Origin of the sequence: Glycomyces sp. NPDC021274, from assembly GCF_040641195.1 — a bacterium.
Taxonomy (GTDB): domain Bacteria; phylum Actinomycetota; class Actinomycetes; order Mycobacteriales; family Micromonosporaceae; genus Glycomyces.
The window spans coordinates 40,784-55,094 of the sequence record NZ_JBFADC010000014.1 but is presented as its reverse complement, the minus strand read 5'-3'; the positions used below and the strand labels follow the sequence as shown (position 1 = coordinate 55,094).

Sequence of the window (14,311 nt, the reverse complement as noted above, 5' to 3'; positions counted from 1 at the left end):
GAGGGCGGCGACGAGGCAGGCGGTGGTGCACACGAGGAGGACGACCACGGGGAAGGGCACGGCGATGCTGAGGAGTCCCATGGTTCAGGCCTTTTTGTGGGGCATCGGCGCTCGGGCGAGCGTGAGCCACACGATGAGGACGAACACGACGGTGAGGACGGCGTCCATCGGGGCCAGCAGCTCCTCACTGCCGGGGAACTCGACTTCGAAGACCTTGCCCTGTGCGAACTCGGTGAACAGCAGTTGGAAGGGGATCGGTCGGAAGATCAGCACCCCGATGACGACCCCGGCGAGTACCGCGCCGAGGGTTCGGCCGTTGAAGCGGGCCATGACGGCGCCGGCGGCGGCCCCGGCGCTGAAGTAGACGGCCGTGCGGATCAGGGTTTCGAGCAGGGCAGCGCCGCCGAGGTCGAGGCGGCCGAGGTCTCCGGGGCCGATGAGGTTGTGGCAGAGCTTGACCAGTTCGATGAAGGCGACGCTTCCGGCGATGACGACCGCGCTGAAGACTGCGAACGCGACGAAGAGCTCTTTGCGGGTCATGCCGGTGGCTATGGCGCGCGGGAAGGCCTTGAAGAGGTAGACCCAGCCGACGGCGGTGAGGACGAACGGCGCGTAGCGGAGGAGGTAGTAGGTGTAGTCGCCTTCGAAGCCGATGGCGAGGCGGAATCCGATCTGGGCGAGTTGCAGTGCCGCGAGGGCGATCAGGGCCCAGAGGCCGAAGGTCCGGCCGACCTCGGCGGACCATCGCAGGCCGAGCCGGTACTTGCGTTGGGCGAGAGCGGTGTCCATGGTCAGGCCTGCTTTGCTCGGATCGGGATGGACCGCAGAGCGGCGGCGCATCCGGCGGCCAGGGCGATGGCGACGATGACGGCGGCGGCGGCCGAGGCCGCTGTGGACCAGCCCGGGTCGAACCATGCGTCGTTGAACTCGAGGTAGAGGGTCGCGGCGTAGAGCCCGCCGGAGCCGAGGAGGACGGCGGCGGTGAATCCGCTGCTGCCGCTGTAGCGTGCGGCGAGGGCGCCGATGAGGCCGCCGGCGAAGAAGTACACCGGGGTGATGGCGAGGTAGCGGACGCCGGAGCCGAGGGCGACGCCGAGGCTTGTCGGCGGTTCGGCCACGAGTCCCATCACGGCGTGCTCGGCGACGAAGCCGAGGGTCAGGTACGCCGCGAGGCTCACGGTGGTCAGTGCGCCGAAGACGATGAAGGCGGTGGTGATCTCGCGGCGGGTGCAGCCGCGCGAGATCCAGACGGCGAGGTTCCCGAAGAGCAGCATGCCGGCGGTGCCGGCGGCGAACCACTGGAGGACGGCGGCGGCGATGGACCACAGTCCGCTCTCGATCACGTCGGCGAGCACTGCGGAGACGGCGGGGACCAGCACGATCCCGGTGAGGAGCCACCACTTGAGCCAGATGGTGGCGCCGGTGAAGAGGCGCCAGCCGAACCGGTAGCGGCGCTTGGCGAGTCGGGTTTCCATGGTCAGGCCTTCTTGGAGCGCAGCGGGATGTCGATGAGGATCTGGCGGGCGGCGAGCCCGAGGACGGCCGCCACGGCGACGACGCCGATGAGGATGGGGACGCGGCCCCATTCGTCCATGAAGCCGCCGAGGAAGCCCATCCAGCCGGGGCCGAACGGCTCGGTGTCGTAGAGCGCGTTGTCGAGGCTGAAGACGACCGGGAGGATCGGGACCAGGAGCAGCCAGCCGCTGCCCTCCCAGCGGTAGGCGGCGGCGCCGATCACGGCCCCGGCGGCGAAGTACGCGAGGTACATGAGCGGGTAGACCGCGGCGAAGACGGCGGTGTCGCTCCAGGAGCCGAGCGCGGAGATGGTGTCGCCCGTCTGGACGCCCTGGGTCCAGCCCATGGCGTCGTAGAAGGCGCGTTCGGCGAGGAGACCGGCGAAGACGAGCGCGCCGAGGGCGACTGACCACAGGAGGCCGAAGAGGCCCATGGCGACGCTGAGCTCGCGGCGGGTGAGGCCTGCGGCGATCATGTTGGGCACCAGGGCGTAGAGGAAGCCGCCGGCGACGAACGCGGTGAACCACTTGCCGATGTTCGCGGTGTAGAACCAGGTCGAGAGGTCGATCTCGGTGGTCTGCGAGAGCGCGAGCGGCCCGAGGAAGGCGAGCACGACGGCCGCGACGATCCAGTACTTGAAGTACTTCAGGCCCTCCCCGGCGATGCCGAGGCCGAGGGCGAATTGCCGGTTGGGGAGCGTGAGGTTCTCGAGGGAGGGCATCGTCAGGCTCCGTTCCGGTTCGGTTCGGTGAGGTGGATGAAGAGGTCCTGGAGGCCGACCGGGCCGATCTCGAGCCCGGCGGCGGCGGCGCGCTCGCGCGTGCCGGCCTCGAAGGCGGCGACGGTGGTGCTCTTGGTGCCGCCGAGCTGCTGTTCGGCGAGGATCTCGAGGCCGGCGGCGATCTCGTCGACGGCGGCGGCGGGGCCGGTGAGGGTGGCGCCCATGTTCTGGAAGACCTCGACCTCCTCGTGGCGCAGGATGCGTCCCTTGTCGAGGATGACGACCTCTTCGAGGTAGTTGGCGACCTCGTCGATGAGGTGGGTGGAGAGGATGACGGTGTGGGGCCGGTCCATGTACTCGGCGAGGAGCTCCTTGTAGAACGCGTCCCGGGTGGGGGCGTCCATGCCGAGGTGGACCTCGTCGAACATGGTGAGCTCGGCGCGGGCGGCGAGGCCGCACACCGCGGCGAGGATCGAGCGCTTGCCGCGGGAGAGCTCGCGGACCTTCTTCTTGAGCGGGAGTTCGAAGCGCTCGGCGAGCTTGAGGGCGTAGGCGGTGTCGAAGCCGGGCCGGATCTGGCCGGTCTCGATGGCGGACTTGACCGTGTCGGAGTCGTCGAAGTCGCCGCCTTCGCGGATGAGGGCGACGCGGGAGACGATCCCGGCGTTCTCCCACACGGGCTCGCCGCCGACGAGGATCTCGCCGCTGGTGGGCTTGCGGAACGCGGCCAGGAGGCTGAGGAGGCTGGTCTTGCCGGCCCCGTTGCGTCCGAGCAGGCCGTAGATCTTGCCGGCTTCGAGTTCGAGGTCGACGTCGGCGAGGGCGTCGGAGTCGCGGTACTTCAGTGTGACGTCGCGGAGGGTGGCGGAGAAGCTCATTTGCGGGCGCCTTCCTGTGCTTCGAGGTAGTCGATGATGTCGGTGAGCGAGATCCCGGCCTGGCGGGCCTCTTGGACGAGGGGGGCGAGCACGCGCTCGAAGAACCGCTCGCGGAAGTCGGCGGCGAGCCGCTCGCGGGCGTCCTCGGCGACGAACATGCCGACGCCGCGCTGCTTGTAGAGGACGCCTTCGTCGACCAGCTCCCGGAACGCCTTCTGCGCGGTGGCGGGGTTGATCTGGTAGAAGGCGGCGTACTGGTTGGTCGACATGACCTTGCCTCCCGGTTCGAGCGAGCCGTTCATGATCTCGGCCTTGATCTGATCGGCGATCTGCCGGTAGATCGGTGTGCCGTCATCGAACATCTCGCCTCCTTCGGTGTAGAGCGAATGGTTCGTTGGTCCATAGGTTCATTACTTGACTAATGAACCATAGCACGTACTGCCGACGCGCGTCGACACGAGCAGCCGCGAACCATCGCGGGCCCGGCTGCGGGAGTCGGACTCGGAGGTGAGCAGTGTTGGGGTGCTTGGCCTTCGGCCGGATTCGAGCGTTACGCGATGCGCGGTGCGGCCGGACCGCGGCTGTCCACGGCGAGGGACGCGAGGCGGGCGCGGAGGGTCTGGGCCTCGCGCTCGCGCCCGGAGGCGGCGGCCTCGGCGTACGTGGCGAAGCCGCGGGTCCAGGTGCGGCCGTCGCGTTCGGCGAACCGCACCGCGCCCTCGACGCAGGCGCGGGCGGCGTCCGCATCGCCGAGGGCGTGGTGGGCGATCCCCAGGTAGCCCAGCGAGACCGCCTGCTCGAACGCGTCGCCGCGCCGCCGCGCCGCGGCCAGCGCGGCGGTCTGGACCGCGAGGAGCGTGTCGGGACGGTCGAGCGAGCGCTCGGCGAGGAGCCAGCCGAGCTGCCAGACCCGCAGGTCGGCGGCGAAGCCGGCGTCGACGTGCAGCAGCCCTTGGAGCACCGCGTGCTCCGCGGAGAACCAGGTCGGGGCGTCGACGACGAGCTCGACGAAGACGCCCGGGGCCGGCGGTCCGGGGTCGAAGCGGTGGCTGGCGTGCCGGTCGGCCCGGTGGGCGGCGACGAGGTAGTGCTCGAGCATCCGCCGGGCGGCGGCGCGGCGCTCGGCTTCGAGCACTTCGTCCACGAAGCATTCGGCGGCGTAGTCGCGCATGAGCCCGTGGACCCCGAAGCGGCCGCCGGGGAAGCGGTCGACGAGGTTGATCTGCGCGAGCGCCGCCAATGCGGCGCGGGCCTCGGCCAGCGGCGCGCCCATGAGGCTGGCGAGCGCGGCCGGGGTGAGCGAGGGTCCCGGGTGGAGGCCGAAGAGGCAGAACGCGAGGGCGTCGCGCTCCCCCAGCAGCTGGTAGGAGCTGTCGAAGACCGCGCGCGGGTCGGAGGCGTGGTCGGTGGAGACGAGCACGTTGAGGAGGTTGCCGGTGCTGGCGAGCCGGTCGGCGAGCGAGTTGAGGGTGAGCGCGGGATCGGCGGCGGACCAGCAGCCGACCAGGGTGAGCGCCAGCGGGAGCCGCCCGCAGGCGGCGGCGATGCGGTGGACGGCCGCCTGGTCGTCGGCGGCGCGCTCGGGGCCGAGCCGCCGCGCCAGCAGCGCCTCGGAGTCGGCCTCGGAGAGCAGGCCGAGGTGCACGACCTCGGCGCCGTCGCTCATGTCGAGGCCGGTGAGCCGGTCGCGGCTGGTCACGATCGTGAACGAGCCGGGCGCGGTAGTCAACAGCGGGCGCACATGGGCGGCGTCGCGGGCGTTGTCGAGCACGATGAGGACCCGCCGCTGGGCGAGGATCGTGCGGTAGAGGCCGGCGCGTTCGTCGAGTCCGGACGGGAGCCGCGCGGCCGAGACGCCGAGTGCGCTGAGCGCTTCGCCGAGCACGTCCTCAGGGCGGGCGCCGGGCGCGGACGGGTCGAAGCCGCGCAGGTTGAAGTACAACTGCCCGTCGGGGAACCGGTGGGCGACGCGGTGCGCCCAGGAGACGGCGAGCGCGGTCTTGCCGACCCCGCCCATCCCGGTGACGGCGGCCAGCCCGGCCTCGGCACCGGCGTCCATGAGGAACCGGTCAAGGGCCCGGATCTCGTTCTCGCGCCCGGTGAAACGGCGCGTGGTGCGCGGCAGCATCGCCGGGACCGCCGCGGCGGCGATCGGTTCGAGCGGTTCGACCGGGGCGGGTTCGGCGGGCTGGTCGCGCAGGATCGCGGTGTGCAGTTCGACGAGTTCGCGGTTGGGGTCGGCCCCGAGGGCGTCGGCGAGCCGCTCCTTCAAGGCGGCGAAGGCGTCGAGGGCCTCGGCGGTGCGCCCGCAGGCGTGGAGGGCGCGCATGAGGAGGCCGACGAGGCGCTGTCGGGAGTCGTGGACGGCGAGGACCTGCCGCAGCTCCTCGACGGCGGCCGGGGCGCGGCCGGAGTCGATGTCGGCGTCGATGCGCTGCTCGAGGAGGGTGAGCCGGTATTCGTCGAGGCGGCGGCCGATGGCCCCGGCGGCGCGCCCGGGCAGGTCGGCGAGTGCGGGGCCGCGCCATTCGGCGAGGGCCTCGCGCAGGACGGCCGCGGCCTCGTCGCTCTTGCCTTCGCGGCGGAGCGCGCGGGCCTGCGCTTCCTTCGCTTTGCAGCGCAAGATGTCGAGTTCGGTCTCGGCAATGCGGCAGCGGTAGGCGCGGCCCACGGTCTCGATGCGGTCGCGGGCCGAACCGAGCTGGCGGCGCAGGACGCCGACGGTGTTCTGGATCTGGGCTTCCGGATCGAGCGGGAGGTCGTCGCCGTAGACGCCGGACACGAGGCCGCTCATGGGGATCACGCGGCCCGCGTCGTCGAGCAGCAGTGCCAGGATCGTGGTGGCGTTGCCTCGCGGGAAGGACACGGGACGCCCGTCGACGCGGACTTCGAGGGGTCCGAGCAGGCGCACGTCGAGGGTCATGGTCGTCGCTTTCAGCACCGCGGTTCGAGGGAGCTCCATTGTCCCACAAAGGTGCGACGCCGGTGCCGCCCTGAGGCATGGCGATTCGAGAGCGGATCCGTGGCGGACGGGGCGAGGATGCGAAGACGACGAACCGGCCGAGGAGGCATCCCTTATGGACCGAAATGCGATCCCTGACGGCAGTGTGATCCCTGACGACTACGAGGACCGCCTGCGGGCGGCGTACACCGCGGCCGGCCGGCTGCCCGAGGGACCGGCGCGCGACAACGCCCTGCGGGCCTTGGAAGCCGCGCCCACGCGCGAGCGGTACGCGGACGCGGCGCAGGCCGCGGCGAAGGCGGGTGCCCTCGCCGCGCAGCTGATGAGCGCCGGGTTCGACGGCACCGACCCCGGCCGGGTGGTCTGGCTGCGGTTGGACTACACCGGGCGGCTCGGGTCGCTCGCGTTGAGCCCCACAGTGGATCGGATGAGCGGCCGCGCCGTCGCCAAGACCGTCCAGACCGCTTGGGACGCGGCCGAAGCGGCCCGTGCCGAGCACGTGATGCGCGCCGAGCGCACCGCTGCAGACCTGCTCGCGAGGTGCCAGCCCGACGCGCGCTCGGCGGACCTGCGGGAGTGGATCGGGCGCTCCCCTGAGCGGTTCACCAGCCAGGCCACCGACGACGACCTGTGCGAGGCCGAGGTGACCTTCGCGGGGCGGCTGACCGCGTTCCGGTTCCTGGTCCCGAACGCCACGGTCGACGCCGACCACGAGGAGCTCTCCGCCGCGGTCTCGGCGGCGATCGCGCTGGCGCAGCGGCGCGCATCCGACCGCCTCACCGCGCTGTTCCAGGCCACGTCCCGGTAGCGCGCACGCGAAACGGCCCGTCATCCGAAGCGGATGACGGGCCGGCGCCGTTCGGGCTGAGCGGCGATGCCCGACTGCTTTCGCCGGTGACGCCCGTGCGCTCCTCCGCAGGACGCCCGCGATCGATCCGGTCCTCGATCCCTGCAGCCGCATCCGATCGGGACGAGCGGGTGCTCGGTCGCCTCGGACGCGATCGCCGAGGCCCGCCGCCGCGGGAGCGGGTGGCCGCACCCGCGCAGCACCGCGACACCCGCGGGCGCGAACCTCAGGACTTTCCGGGCTCGGGCAGGTCGAAGCCCGGGAGGGCGAACGGGGGCAGTTCCTCCACGGGGGCGAGCGTCGGCAGGTCGGACTGCTGCGCTTGCTCCTCCTGGTAGTCGACGTAGGGGTTGCCTTCGTCGGTGCCGATCCCCCACACGTCGTCCTCCGGGTCCTCGGTCAGGAACGACTCGCGCTCGTACTCCTCGTCGCCGTTCACCGGCCCGCGCGCGCCGGGCGCGCCGACCAGGCCGCCGCCGAGGCCGGGCCTGCCGCCTGCGGGAGCGCCCGCGGGTGTGCCGCCCGCAGGGGTGCCGACAAACCCCAAAGGGCCGCCCGAACCGGTGCCCGAAGTGCCGGAGGGGACGCCGGACGAGCCGGGGCCACCGCCGCCGATGCCGCCGCCACCGCCGCCTGAGGCGAGACCGCCGGAGGGCACCTCGGCATCCTCGAGTTCAGTGGGCTTCCAAGGGTCGCCGAGGTCAGGGCCGCCGGGCACGATCGGGTCGGTCGTGAAGTCGGGCACCTCGGGACCCACCGGGTCCGGCGGCTCGAACCCGGGGACCTCGTTCTCGGGCCGCTCGCGGTCCGGTTGCGGGACTTCAGGCTGCGGCTGCTGGTCACCGGGCTGCTCTGGGTCCTTGTCCTGGTCGTCCTTGCCCTGGTCCTTGTCCTGGTCCTCTTTGTCCTTGTCGTCGCTCTTCTCGTCCTCGTCCTCGCCCGAGTCGTCCTTGCCGGAGTCCTTCTCAGTGTCCTTCTCGGTGTCCTTCTGGGCCTTGACGTCCGTCTGCCGCTCCTCCTTCTCGAGGTTCCCGTCGGTGCCGTCGTCCTCCACGGGCAGGCAGTCGGTGGCGCCGGGGCCCTTGTCCTCCAAGGGCTGCAGCGCCTCGGCGGCGGCGGTCAGCGAGGTCCCGGTCGCCACATCGGTCGCGGTCAGCACGGCCAGGCCGGTCGTGAGCCGCATCGTGCCCTCGTCGGCGCGGGCCTGGAACACGGCCTGCAGCACGGGCCCGAACGGCCCGGCGGCGGCGATCGCCGCCCAGTGCGCCGGCCCCAGCTCGACCTTCGGCGCGGGCTGCACGACGAACCCCGCGCCCTTGTAGGCCGCGTCGACGGCCTTCAACTGCTCCACCTGCGAGACCATCGCCGAGCCGCCGGTGCTCAGCACTTCGGCGGCGTCGCCGACCTTCGCGACGACCTGGTCCACGTGCTCGTCCACGAGGTCCACGTCATCGTTGAACGCGGTGTTCGCCGTGTCGTGCCAGCCGTCGTTGATCGTCGTGACCGTCGTGTCGTACTCGCCCCGGTGCTCGGTCAGGTCGTTCCCGGCGGCGCTCATCGCTGCGGCGCAGTCGACGAACGCGGCGGGCTGGGCCGCCAGCGCCTCCTCGTATGCGGGCATGGCTCCTCCTACTGCTCGCGGCGGGCGGGGATGCGGCGTTCGATCGCGCGGAACTTGCCGCGCACCTCCTGGTCGCAGGATTCGAGTTCGTCGGCGCTTGTGGTCACCTGCGCGCCCTGCCAGTCGACGCGGCGTTCGACGCCCGCCGTGACGGCGTCGAACCTGCCGTGCCACTGCACGCCGGCGTCGCCGGTGATGAAGCCGCTGTTGCTCGACGCGGCGGTCGCGGCGGGCGCCTGCACCCGGTCGGAGGCCAGCTTGGCCTTCGGCGCGAGCGACTGCAGGTCGCCGCCGCCGCCGCGCACCTGCTCCACTTCCATGTACACCTCGTCCACGCTGCTCCTCCATCCGTTCGGCGCTACCCCTGCAATGTGCCTCCCGCCGCCACGGACCCGTCCCGCCGCGGCTAGAGCGAAGTCGTGGCGATTCCAGTGCGGAGCGGTCTTCCATGGGGGCGAAGCGAATCCAGGGAGGTGCACGGCATGAGCGACGGCGGGTTCATCGAGGGCTCGGCCCCCAGCGGCGATGCGGGGTCGGAGTTCGTGACGGTCTTCGAGGCCGATTCGGGGGCGGACGCGGGGATCGCGTACGAGGAGGCGGGCCTGGCGTACGACGACACCGCGTTCGCCGCCTACGACGGCACGGCCTACACCGAGATGGAGACGGCGACCGCGAGCTCCACGATCGCGTTCGGCGACACCGCGGCCCTCGAGACGACCGGGGCCGAGCGCGCCGGCTGCACGGCGGGCGCGTGCCCGCACCCGGTCGCGCATCCGGCCGAGACCGATTGGGAGCAGCTGGCTTCGGCGGTCCCGGTCGAGGGCCAGCTGGGCCGGTTCAAGCCGTTCTGCGAGGGCATGTCGTACCCGACGGAGGACGATTTCCGGGCGGCGGTGAGCGCGGTGCGCCCCATCGACCCGGACTCGTTCTCGCTGCAGCGCTTGCGCACCGGCTGGAACGAGGAAGTGGCCGCCGTCATCGGGGACTGGCCCGCGCAGCTGAAGTCGAAGCTCACGGCGCTTTCGACCGGTTGGGCCGGAATGGACTTCGACGCGTTCGCCGACCAGACCGACCAGGCCCGCGCGCTGCTGGAGGGCGTACTCGACGACATCGAGGCGGCGGCGCAGGAGCTCAAGCACCGCGAGGAGGCGATCTACACGCTCCAGGGCGGCGACTCGGGCGAGATCCCTTACCCCGCGCCGCTGGTCGGCGCCGACGGCGAGTGGACGAATCTGGTGGCGATCCATGTGCGGCCCGCGTGGTGGCACGGCGACTGCATCCAGATGACCTGCGAGGAGGCCGAGAAGGCGCTCGAACTGGGCGGGGCCGATCCGGGTCTGGCGGCGGAGGTGCGGTCGTTCATCGAGCAGAAGGCGGGCGAGACGTCCTCCACTGCGGTGGGTGCGGTGGTCTCCGAGGCGCGGGTGGCGGCGGGCGAGGAGGCGAAGTCGAGCTTCGGTTCGCGCATCACCGCGGAGCTGGCGGCGTACGCCGAGCGGCAGGCGGCGATCGACGAGTCGATCGGCGAGAAGCGCTCGGGCCAGAGCGAGCAGCTGGCGTCGCTGCGCACGGCCGGTGCCGACCGGCCGTACCCGGCCAGCGCGGACACGGCCTATATGGACCTCGAGTCGCCCGCGATGGAGCAGCCGGCGCCGCCGGTGCCGCCGCAGACGACCCAGGACCCGACTCCGGTGCCGCCCGGCGGCGACGGTTCCGTGGCGTCCACGGAGTCCGCGGCCGAGGCCGAGGCGAGCGCGAACCCTTGGGAGACCGCGGGGGCCGAGGACGGCGAGGTCGCCGGCGGCCTCGCGAGCGGGGGTGTCGGCGGCGGGTTCGGCGGCGGCATGGGCGGCGGCTTCGGCTCGGTGCCGGGCGGCGCGACCGCGCCGGCCGGCGGTGCGGTGGCGGGCGGGGCCTTCGGGGGCACGATGCCGGGCGCGTTCACCGCGCCGGGGTCGCCGGGTGCGGCGCCTGCGGGCGGTTCGGGCGGCGGCGCGGGCGGGTCCAGGACCGCGATGATCGGCGGCGCGCCGCAGCAACAGCAGCAGTCGGCCGAGACCCGCAAGAGGCAAGGTAAGTCCGAAGAGGACGAAGAGCCGGAGGAAGAGGACCTGACGTTCCGGGAGACCGATTTCGCCTGGGGCTACGTCAGGCCCGGCGACGATCCGTACAACTAGCGAGGAGTGGCGCGATGGCACAGGAGCGGGTGTTCGACCCCGAGGCGATCGAGGAGTACCGGCTGTTCCTGCTGGAGCTGCTCGATGCGCTCGAGAACCAGGTGATCCCGGTGCTGGGTGCCGGGACGCTGAGCCGGGCCCCGGCGTTCGGGACCGCGCCGGGCGCGGCCGAGAACGCCGCGGGCCAGTACCAGGAGTTCCATGCCGCCACCTGGCGGAACCTCCAGTACCTGCGGGGAACGCTGCACGGCATGGAGTCCGCGCTGACCGTGGTCGCGGCGAGCGGCGGCGAGGCCGAAGAGGAGGCGACGGTGGGCCTTGCGGCCACCGAGTCCGATCTGGCCGCGCCGACCGTGCAGCCGCTGGCCGACCAGAGCACGGCCGGCACGGTCCTCATCGCCGAGGGCGTCACCATCGAAGGCACCGATCCCGGTGGGACCGCGGTGTTCACCGCATAGGAGGCGCCCGGCCCCGCGCACTCGGGGCCGGGCGCGCTCGTTCACGAGCGCGCTTTACGGGAGCACGGTGACGAGTCCGCCTTCGTAGGCGGCGATCACGGCCTGCGTGCGGTCGCGGACGCCGAGCTTGGCGTACACGCCGCTGAGGTGGGTCTTGACGGTCTCGCGGCCGAGGAAGAGCTCGGCCGCGATCTCCTGGTTGGAGAGGCCTCTGGCGGCGAGCACGAGGACTTCGCGTTCGCGTTCGCTGAGGTCGTCGATGCCTTTGGGGGCCTTGCGGGTCGGGGCCGCGGCGGCGAGGCGGCGGACCGCTTCGGGGAACAGGAGCGCGTCGGTGCGGGCGACGAGCCTGACGGCCGCGAGGAGGTCTTCGACGCGGGTGCGCTTGAGCAGGAACCCGTCGGCTCCGGCGCGCAGGGCCTGCCACACGTAGTCGTCGTTGTCGAAGGTGGTGACGACGAGGATCTTCGGCGGTGCGGCGAGTTCGGCGACGATCCGCTCGGTCGCCTGGATGCCGTCCACTGTGGGCATGCGGACGTCCATGAGGAGCACGTCGGCCTTGCCGGAGCGGGCGATGGTGAGGGCGTCGATCCCGTCGGCGCCCTGGGCGACGACCTCGAGGTCCGGTTCGGCGCCGATGATCGCGGCGAACCCGGTGCGGATCAGCGCCTCGTCGTCGATCAGCGCGATGCGCAGTGGTGCGGTCATTCCCGGCCCTTCGTCTCGATCGGTACGGCGGCGCGGACGGTCCATTCGCCCGCGTGCCAGTCGGCTGCGGCCGTGCCGCCGAGGACGGCGGCGCGTTCGGTCATGCCGATGAGGCCGCGGCCGCCGGCGCGCCCGCGCGGCCTGCGCGCGGCCGGGCTGATCACCGTGACGGCGGCTTCGGCGGCGCCGAGGTCGACCGTGACCGCGGCGCGCGGCTCGTCGGCGTGGCGCAGCACGTTCGTCAGCGCCTCCTGGACGATCCGGTAGATCTCGCGGGAGGCCAGGCGGCCCAGCGCCTCGGCGTCGCCGGTGACGTGCAGATCGACGGCGACGCCCGACTCGGCGGCGAGGTGCGCGAGGTCGGCGAGGTCGCGCTGCGGGGCGCGCGAGTCGTCGCGGTCCTCGCGCAGGGCCCCGATCACGGCGTCGAGTTCGGCCAGCGCGTTGCGCGCGGTCTCGCCCACGGCGGCCATGGCCTGTGCGGCGAACGCGGGGTCGTGGGCGATGAGGCGCGAGGCGGCCTCTGACTGGACGACGACCACGGAGAGGGCGTGGCCGACCGAGTCGTGGAGTTCGCGGGCGATGCGGTTGCGGGCGGCCAGGCGGGCGGCCTCGGCGCGGGAGGCGGCGAGGCGGTCGCCCGCGCCCTGGCCGAGCAGGTGGGGCGCGAGGGCGCGCATGCCGGCGGTGGCGGCCGCGATGAGCGCGATGAGGGCCGCCAGGATGAGCGGACCGGTGAGCAGGCCCAGTTCGGGGATGCTCCCGATGTAGAAGGCGGGCGTGGTGTCGAACCCGGTGAAGGCGGCGCGGGCGCCGTAGTACAGCAGGTAGGCGGCGTAAGGGACGATCGCGAGGGTCATGCCGCTGAGGACGCCGCCGATCGCGGCGTGCAGGGTGAACCAGCAGCCGGTGCGCCAGCGGGAGTTCCAGGAGTCGTCGTCGGCGGGAGAGGCGAACTCGGCGCCGAGCAGGCGGCGGGCGGCCGTGCGCTCGACCTCGCGGTCGGGCAGGAGCAGCGAGGCGGCGGCGACCAGCGGCAGGACGGCCGCGAAGACGGCGGGTTCGATGATCCCGTTGAAGCCGTTGTCGGGGTCGAGGGCGTTGTGGCCGATCGCGCCGACCATCATGAACGGCATCATGAGCGCGCCGCCGAGGATGATCCAGACCCAGCCGCGGTAGGTGGCCCGGGACCAGAGCGGGGCGAGGAGGCGCATGGGGCCATTGTGCCAGCGGCGGTTCATTCGTTCAGCCTCGCAGGCGCGGGGGCCGGCGGCCTCCCTCCGCGGCGGGGCCCCGGTCCCCCGCGCGGGGGACCGGGCGTGCCCGGGTTCGAGCGCTAGCGGCCCTGGTAGGCGTCCTTGAGCGCCTGGAGGTCGATCTTCTTCATCGCGTACATGGCGTTGACCGCGCGCACTGCGGCGTCCTTGTCCGGGCCGCCCACGTACTGGTCGGCCTCGGTGGGCCAGACCTGCCAGTTGACGCCCCACTTGTCGGCGATCCAGCCGCACTGGATCTCGCTGCCGCCGTTGGCGAGGAACGCGTCCCAGAGGCGGTCGACCTCCTCCTGGGAGTCGCAGTTGATGAGCAGCGACATGGCGTGGTCGTGCTTGGCCGAGTCGTCGCCGTTGATGGCGGTGAACGACTGCCCGGCGAGGTCGAAGTTCACGACCATGGCCTCGCCGACCTTGCCGTGCGCGTCCTCGACGTACGGGATGGTGCTGGTGACCTTGGCGTCGTCGAAGAGGGTCAGGTACCACTCGACGGCCTCCTCGGCGGCGTTGTCCTGGTACCAGATGTTGGTGACGATCTTCTGCATGGCGGTTCGTCCTTCCGAGCTGAGCTGAGCTGCCTTGACTAGGCGATTGCATCAGTTGAGACGAGGCGGCGGGCCGAAACTCATCGCTCGGGAACGGGTTCGCGCTACGTTGCCACCATGGTGCAGAGCGACGCGGCGACCGTGGACGAGTACCTGGCGGAGCTCCCGGAGGAGCGCCGGGAGGTGATGACGGCGATCCGCGACGTCTGCCGGGCCGAGATGCCCGGGTTCACCGAGGTCATGGAGTACGGGATGCCCGGTTTCACGCGCGACGGCAGCGACGGCGTCGCCTTCGCTTCCCAGAAGCGGTACCTCTCGTTCTATATGCCCACCAGCGTGCGCGACGCCCTCGCCGACCGCCTCGCGGACCACGACATGGGCAAGGTCTGCCTCAGGTTCTCCTCCCCGAAGAAGGTCGACCTCGACCTCATCCGCGACATCGCCCGGGCCGCGGCCGCCGCCTCCGGCCCGGTCTGCTGAGGCCGCCGAGGGGGAACCCCCGGCCGCTCCCGCATGGGTGGCGGGGAGCGGCCGGGGGTGCGGACCGGCGACAGCACTGGCCGGCCCTGGTTTCCTGAAAGGTCGCCCTTGCGCGCGGAGGCGGCGCT

Annotated in this window: 15 protein-coding genes; 4 read left to right on the top strand and 11 right to left on the bottom strand. The window is 72.2% G+C overall.

What is annotated here, in order from left to right:
• Window positions 1-84: 84 nt before the first annotated feature.
• The 6 genes from AB0I03_RS23375 to AB0I03_RS23350 all read right to left on the bottom strand — a co-directional run bounded on the left by AB0I03_RS23375 (window position 85) and on the right by AB0I03_RS23350 (window position 6,076).
• Window positions 85-789, bottom strand: coding sequence for a hypothetical protein (locus AB0I03_RS23375; RefSeq protein WP_360416232.1), 705 nt, complete (start codon window positions 787-789; stop codon window positions 85-87).
• Between the two features lie 2 nt (window positions 790-791).
• A complete protein-coding gene (locus tag AB0I03_RS23370) occupies window positions 792-1,475 on the bottom strand; it encodes a hypothetical protein (protein ID WP_360416230.1) in 684 nt (227 codons plus the stop codon).
• 2 nt (window positions 1,476-1,477) lie between these two features.
• Window positions 1,478-2,236 (bottom strand): hypothetical protein, encoded by a 759-nt coding sequence (locus tag AB0I03_RS23365; protein ID WP_360416228.1) that lies wholly within the window; start codon window positions 2,234-2,236, stop codon window positions 1,478-1,480.
• Between the two features lie 2 nt (window positions 2,237-2,238).
• Window positions 2,239-3,114 carry an ABC transporter ATP-binding protein gene (locus AB0I03_RS23360; RefSeq protein ID WP_360416226.1) on the bottom strand — a complete coding sequence of 292 codons (876 nt, stop codon included), beginning with the start codon at window positions 3,112-3,114 and terminating at the stop codon, window positions 2,239-2,241.
• Window positions 3,111-3,476 (bottom strand): GntR family transcriptional regulator, encoded by a 366-nt coding sequence (locus tag AB0I03_RS23355; protein WP_360416224.1) that lies wholly within the window; start codon window positions 3,474-3,476, stop codon window positions 3,111-3,113. Before AB0I03_RS23355 ends, AB0I03_RS23360 begins: the two co-directional genes overlap by 4 nt.
• Window positions 3,477-3,664: 188 nt before the next feature.
• Complete coding sequence (locus AB0I03_RS23350; RefSeq protein ID WP_360416222.1) at window positions 3,665-6,076, bottom strand: BTAD domain-containing putative transcriptional regulator; 2,412 nt, start codon at window positions 6,074-6,076, stop codon at window positions 3,665-3,667.
• Window positions 6,077-6,191: 115 nt separating this feature from the next.
• On the opposite strand from AB0I03_RS23350, the gene AB0I03_RS23345 reads away from it, so the two are divergent.
• Entirely contained in the window at window positions 6,192-6,884 is a 693-nt protein-coding gene (locus tag AB0I03_RS23345; RefSeq protein ID WP_360416220.1) for a hypothetical protein, read from the top strand.
• A gap of 265 nt (window positions 6,885-7,149) precedes the next feature.
• On the opposite strand, the gene AB0I03_RS23340 is transcribed toward AB0I03_RS23345, so the two are convergent.
• Both AB0I03_RS23340 and AB0I03_RS23335 read right to left on the bottom strand, forming a co-directional pair.
• Window positions 7,150-8,544 carry a hypothetical protein gene (locus tag AB0I03_RS23340; protein WP_360416218.1) on the bottom strand — a complete coding sequence of 465 codons (1,395 nt, stop codon included), beginning with the start codon at window positions 8,542-8,544 and terminating at the stop codon, window positions 7,150-7,152.
• Between the two features lie 8 nt (window positions 8,545-8,552).
• The gene (locus AB0I03_RS23335; RefSeq protein ID WP_360416216.1) at window positions 8,553-8,879 is read right to left on the bottom strand and encodes a hypothetical protein; all 327 of its coding nucleotides are present in this window, start codon (window positions 8,877-8,879) and stop codon (window positions 8,553-8,555) included.
• Window positions 8,880-9,026: 147 nt separating this feature from the next.
• Here AB0I03_RS23335 and AB0I03_RS23330 point away from each other — a divergent pair, with 147 nt between their 5' ends.
• Window positions 9,027-10,721, top strand: coding sequence for a hypothetical protein (locus tag AB0I03_RS23330; RefSeq protein WP_360416214.1), 1,695 nt, complete (start codon window positions 9,027-9,029; stop codon window positions 10,719-10,721).
• 14 nt (window positions 10,722-10,735) lie between these two features.
• Window positions 10,736-11,179, top strand: coding sequence for a hypothetical protein (locus tag AB0I03_RS23325; protein ID WP_360416212.1), 444 nt, complete (start codon window positions 10,736-10,738; stop codon window positions 11,177-11,179).
• 54 nt (window positions 11,180-11,233) lie between these two features.
• On the opposite strand, the gene AB0I03_RS23320 is transcribed toward AB0I03_RS23325, so the two are convergent.
• The 3 genes from AB0I03_RS23320 to AB0I03_RS23310 all read right to left on the bottom strand — a co-directional run bounded on the left by AB0I03_RS23320 (window position 11,234) and on the right by AB0I03_RS23310 (window position 13,703).
• Window positions 11,234-11,887 carry a response regulator transcription factor gene (locus AB0I03_RS23320; protein ID WP_360416210.1) on the bottom strand — a complete coding sequence of 218 codons (654 nt, stop codon included), beginning with the start codon at window positions 11,885-11,887 and terminating at the stop codon, window positions 11,234-11,236.
• Window positions 11,884-13,101, bottom strand: coding sequence for a histidine kinase (locus AB0I03_RS23315; RefSeq protein WP_360416208.1), 1,218 nt, complete (start codon window positions 13,099-13,101; stop codon window positions 11,884-11,886). Before AB0I03_RS23315 ends, AB0I03_RS23320 begins: the two co-directional genes overlap by 4 nt.
• A 122-nt stretch (window positions 13,102-13,223) precedes the next feature.
• Window positions 13,224-13,703, bottom strand: a complete 480-nt coding sequence (locus AB0I03_RS23310; protein WP_360416206.1) for a VOC family protein — start codon at window positions 13,701-13,703, stop codon at window positions 13,224-13,226.
• A 117-nt stretch (window positions 13,704-13,820) separates the two neighbouring features.
• On the opposite strand from AB0I03_RS23310, the gene AB0I03_RS23305 reads away from it, so the two are divergent.
• The gene (locus AB0I03_RS23305; protein WP_360416204.1) at window positions 13,821-14,183 is read left to right on the top strand and encodes a DUF1801 domain-containing protein; all 363 of its coding nucleotides are present in this window, start codon (window positions 13,821-13,823) and stop codon (window positions 14,181-14,183) included.
• Window positions 14,184-14,311: the final 128 nt, after the last annotated feature.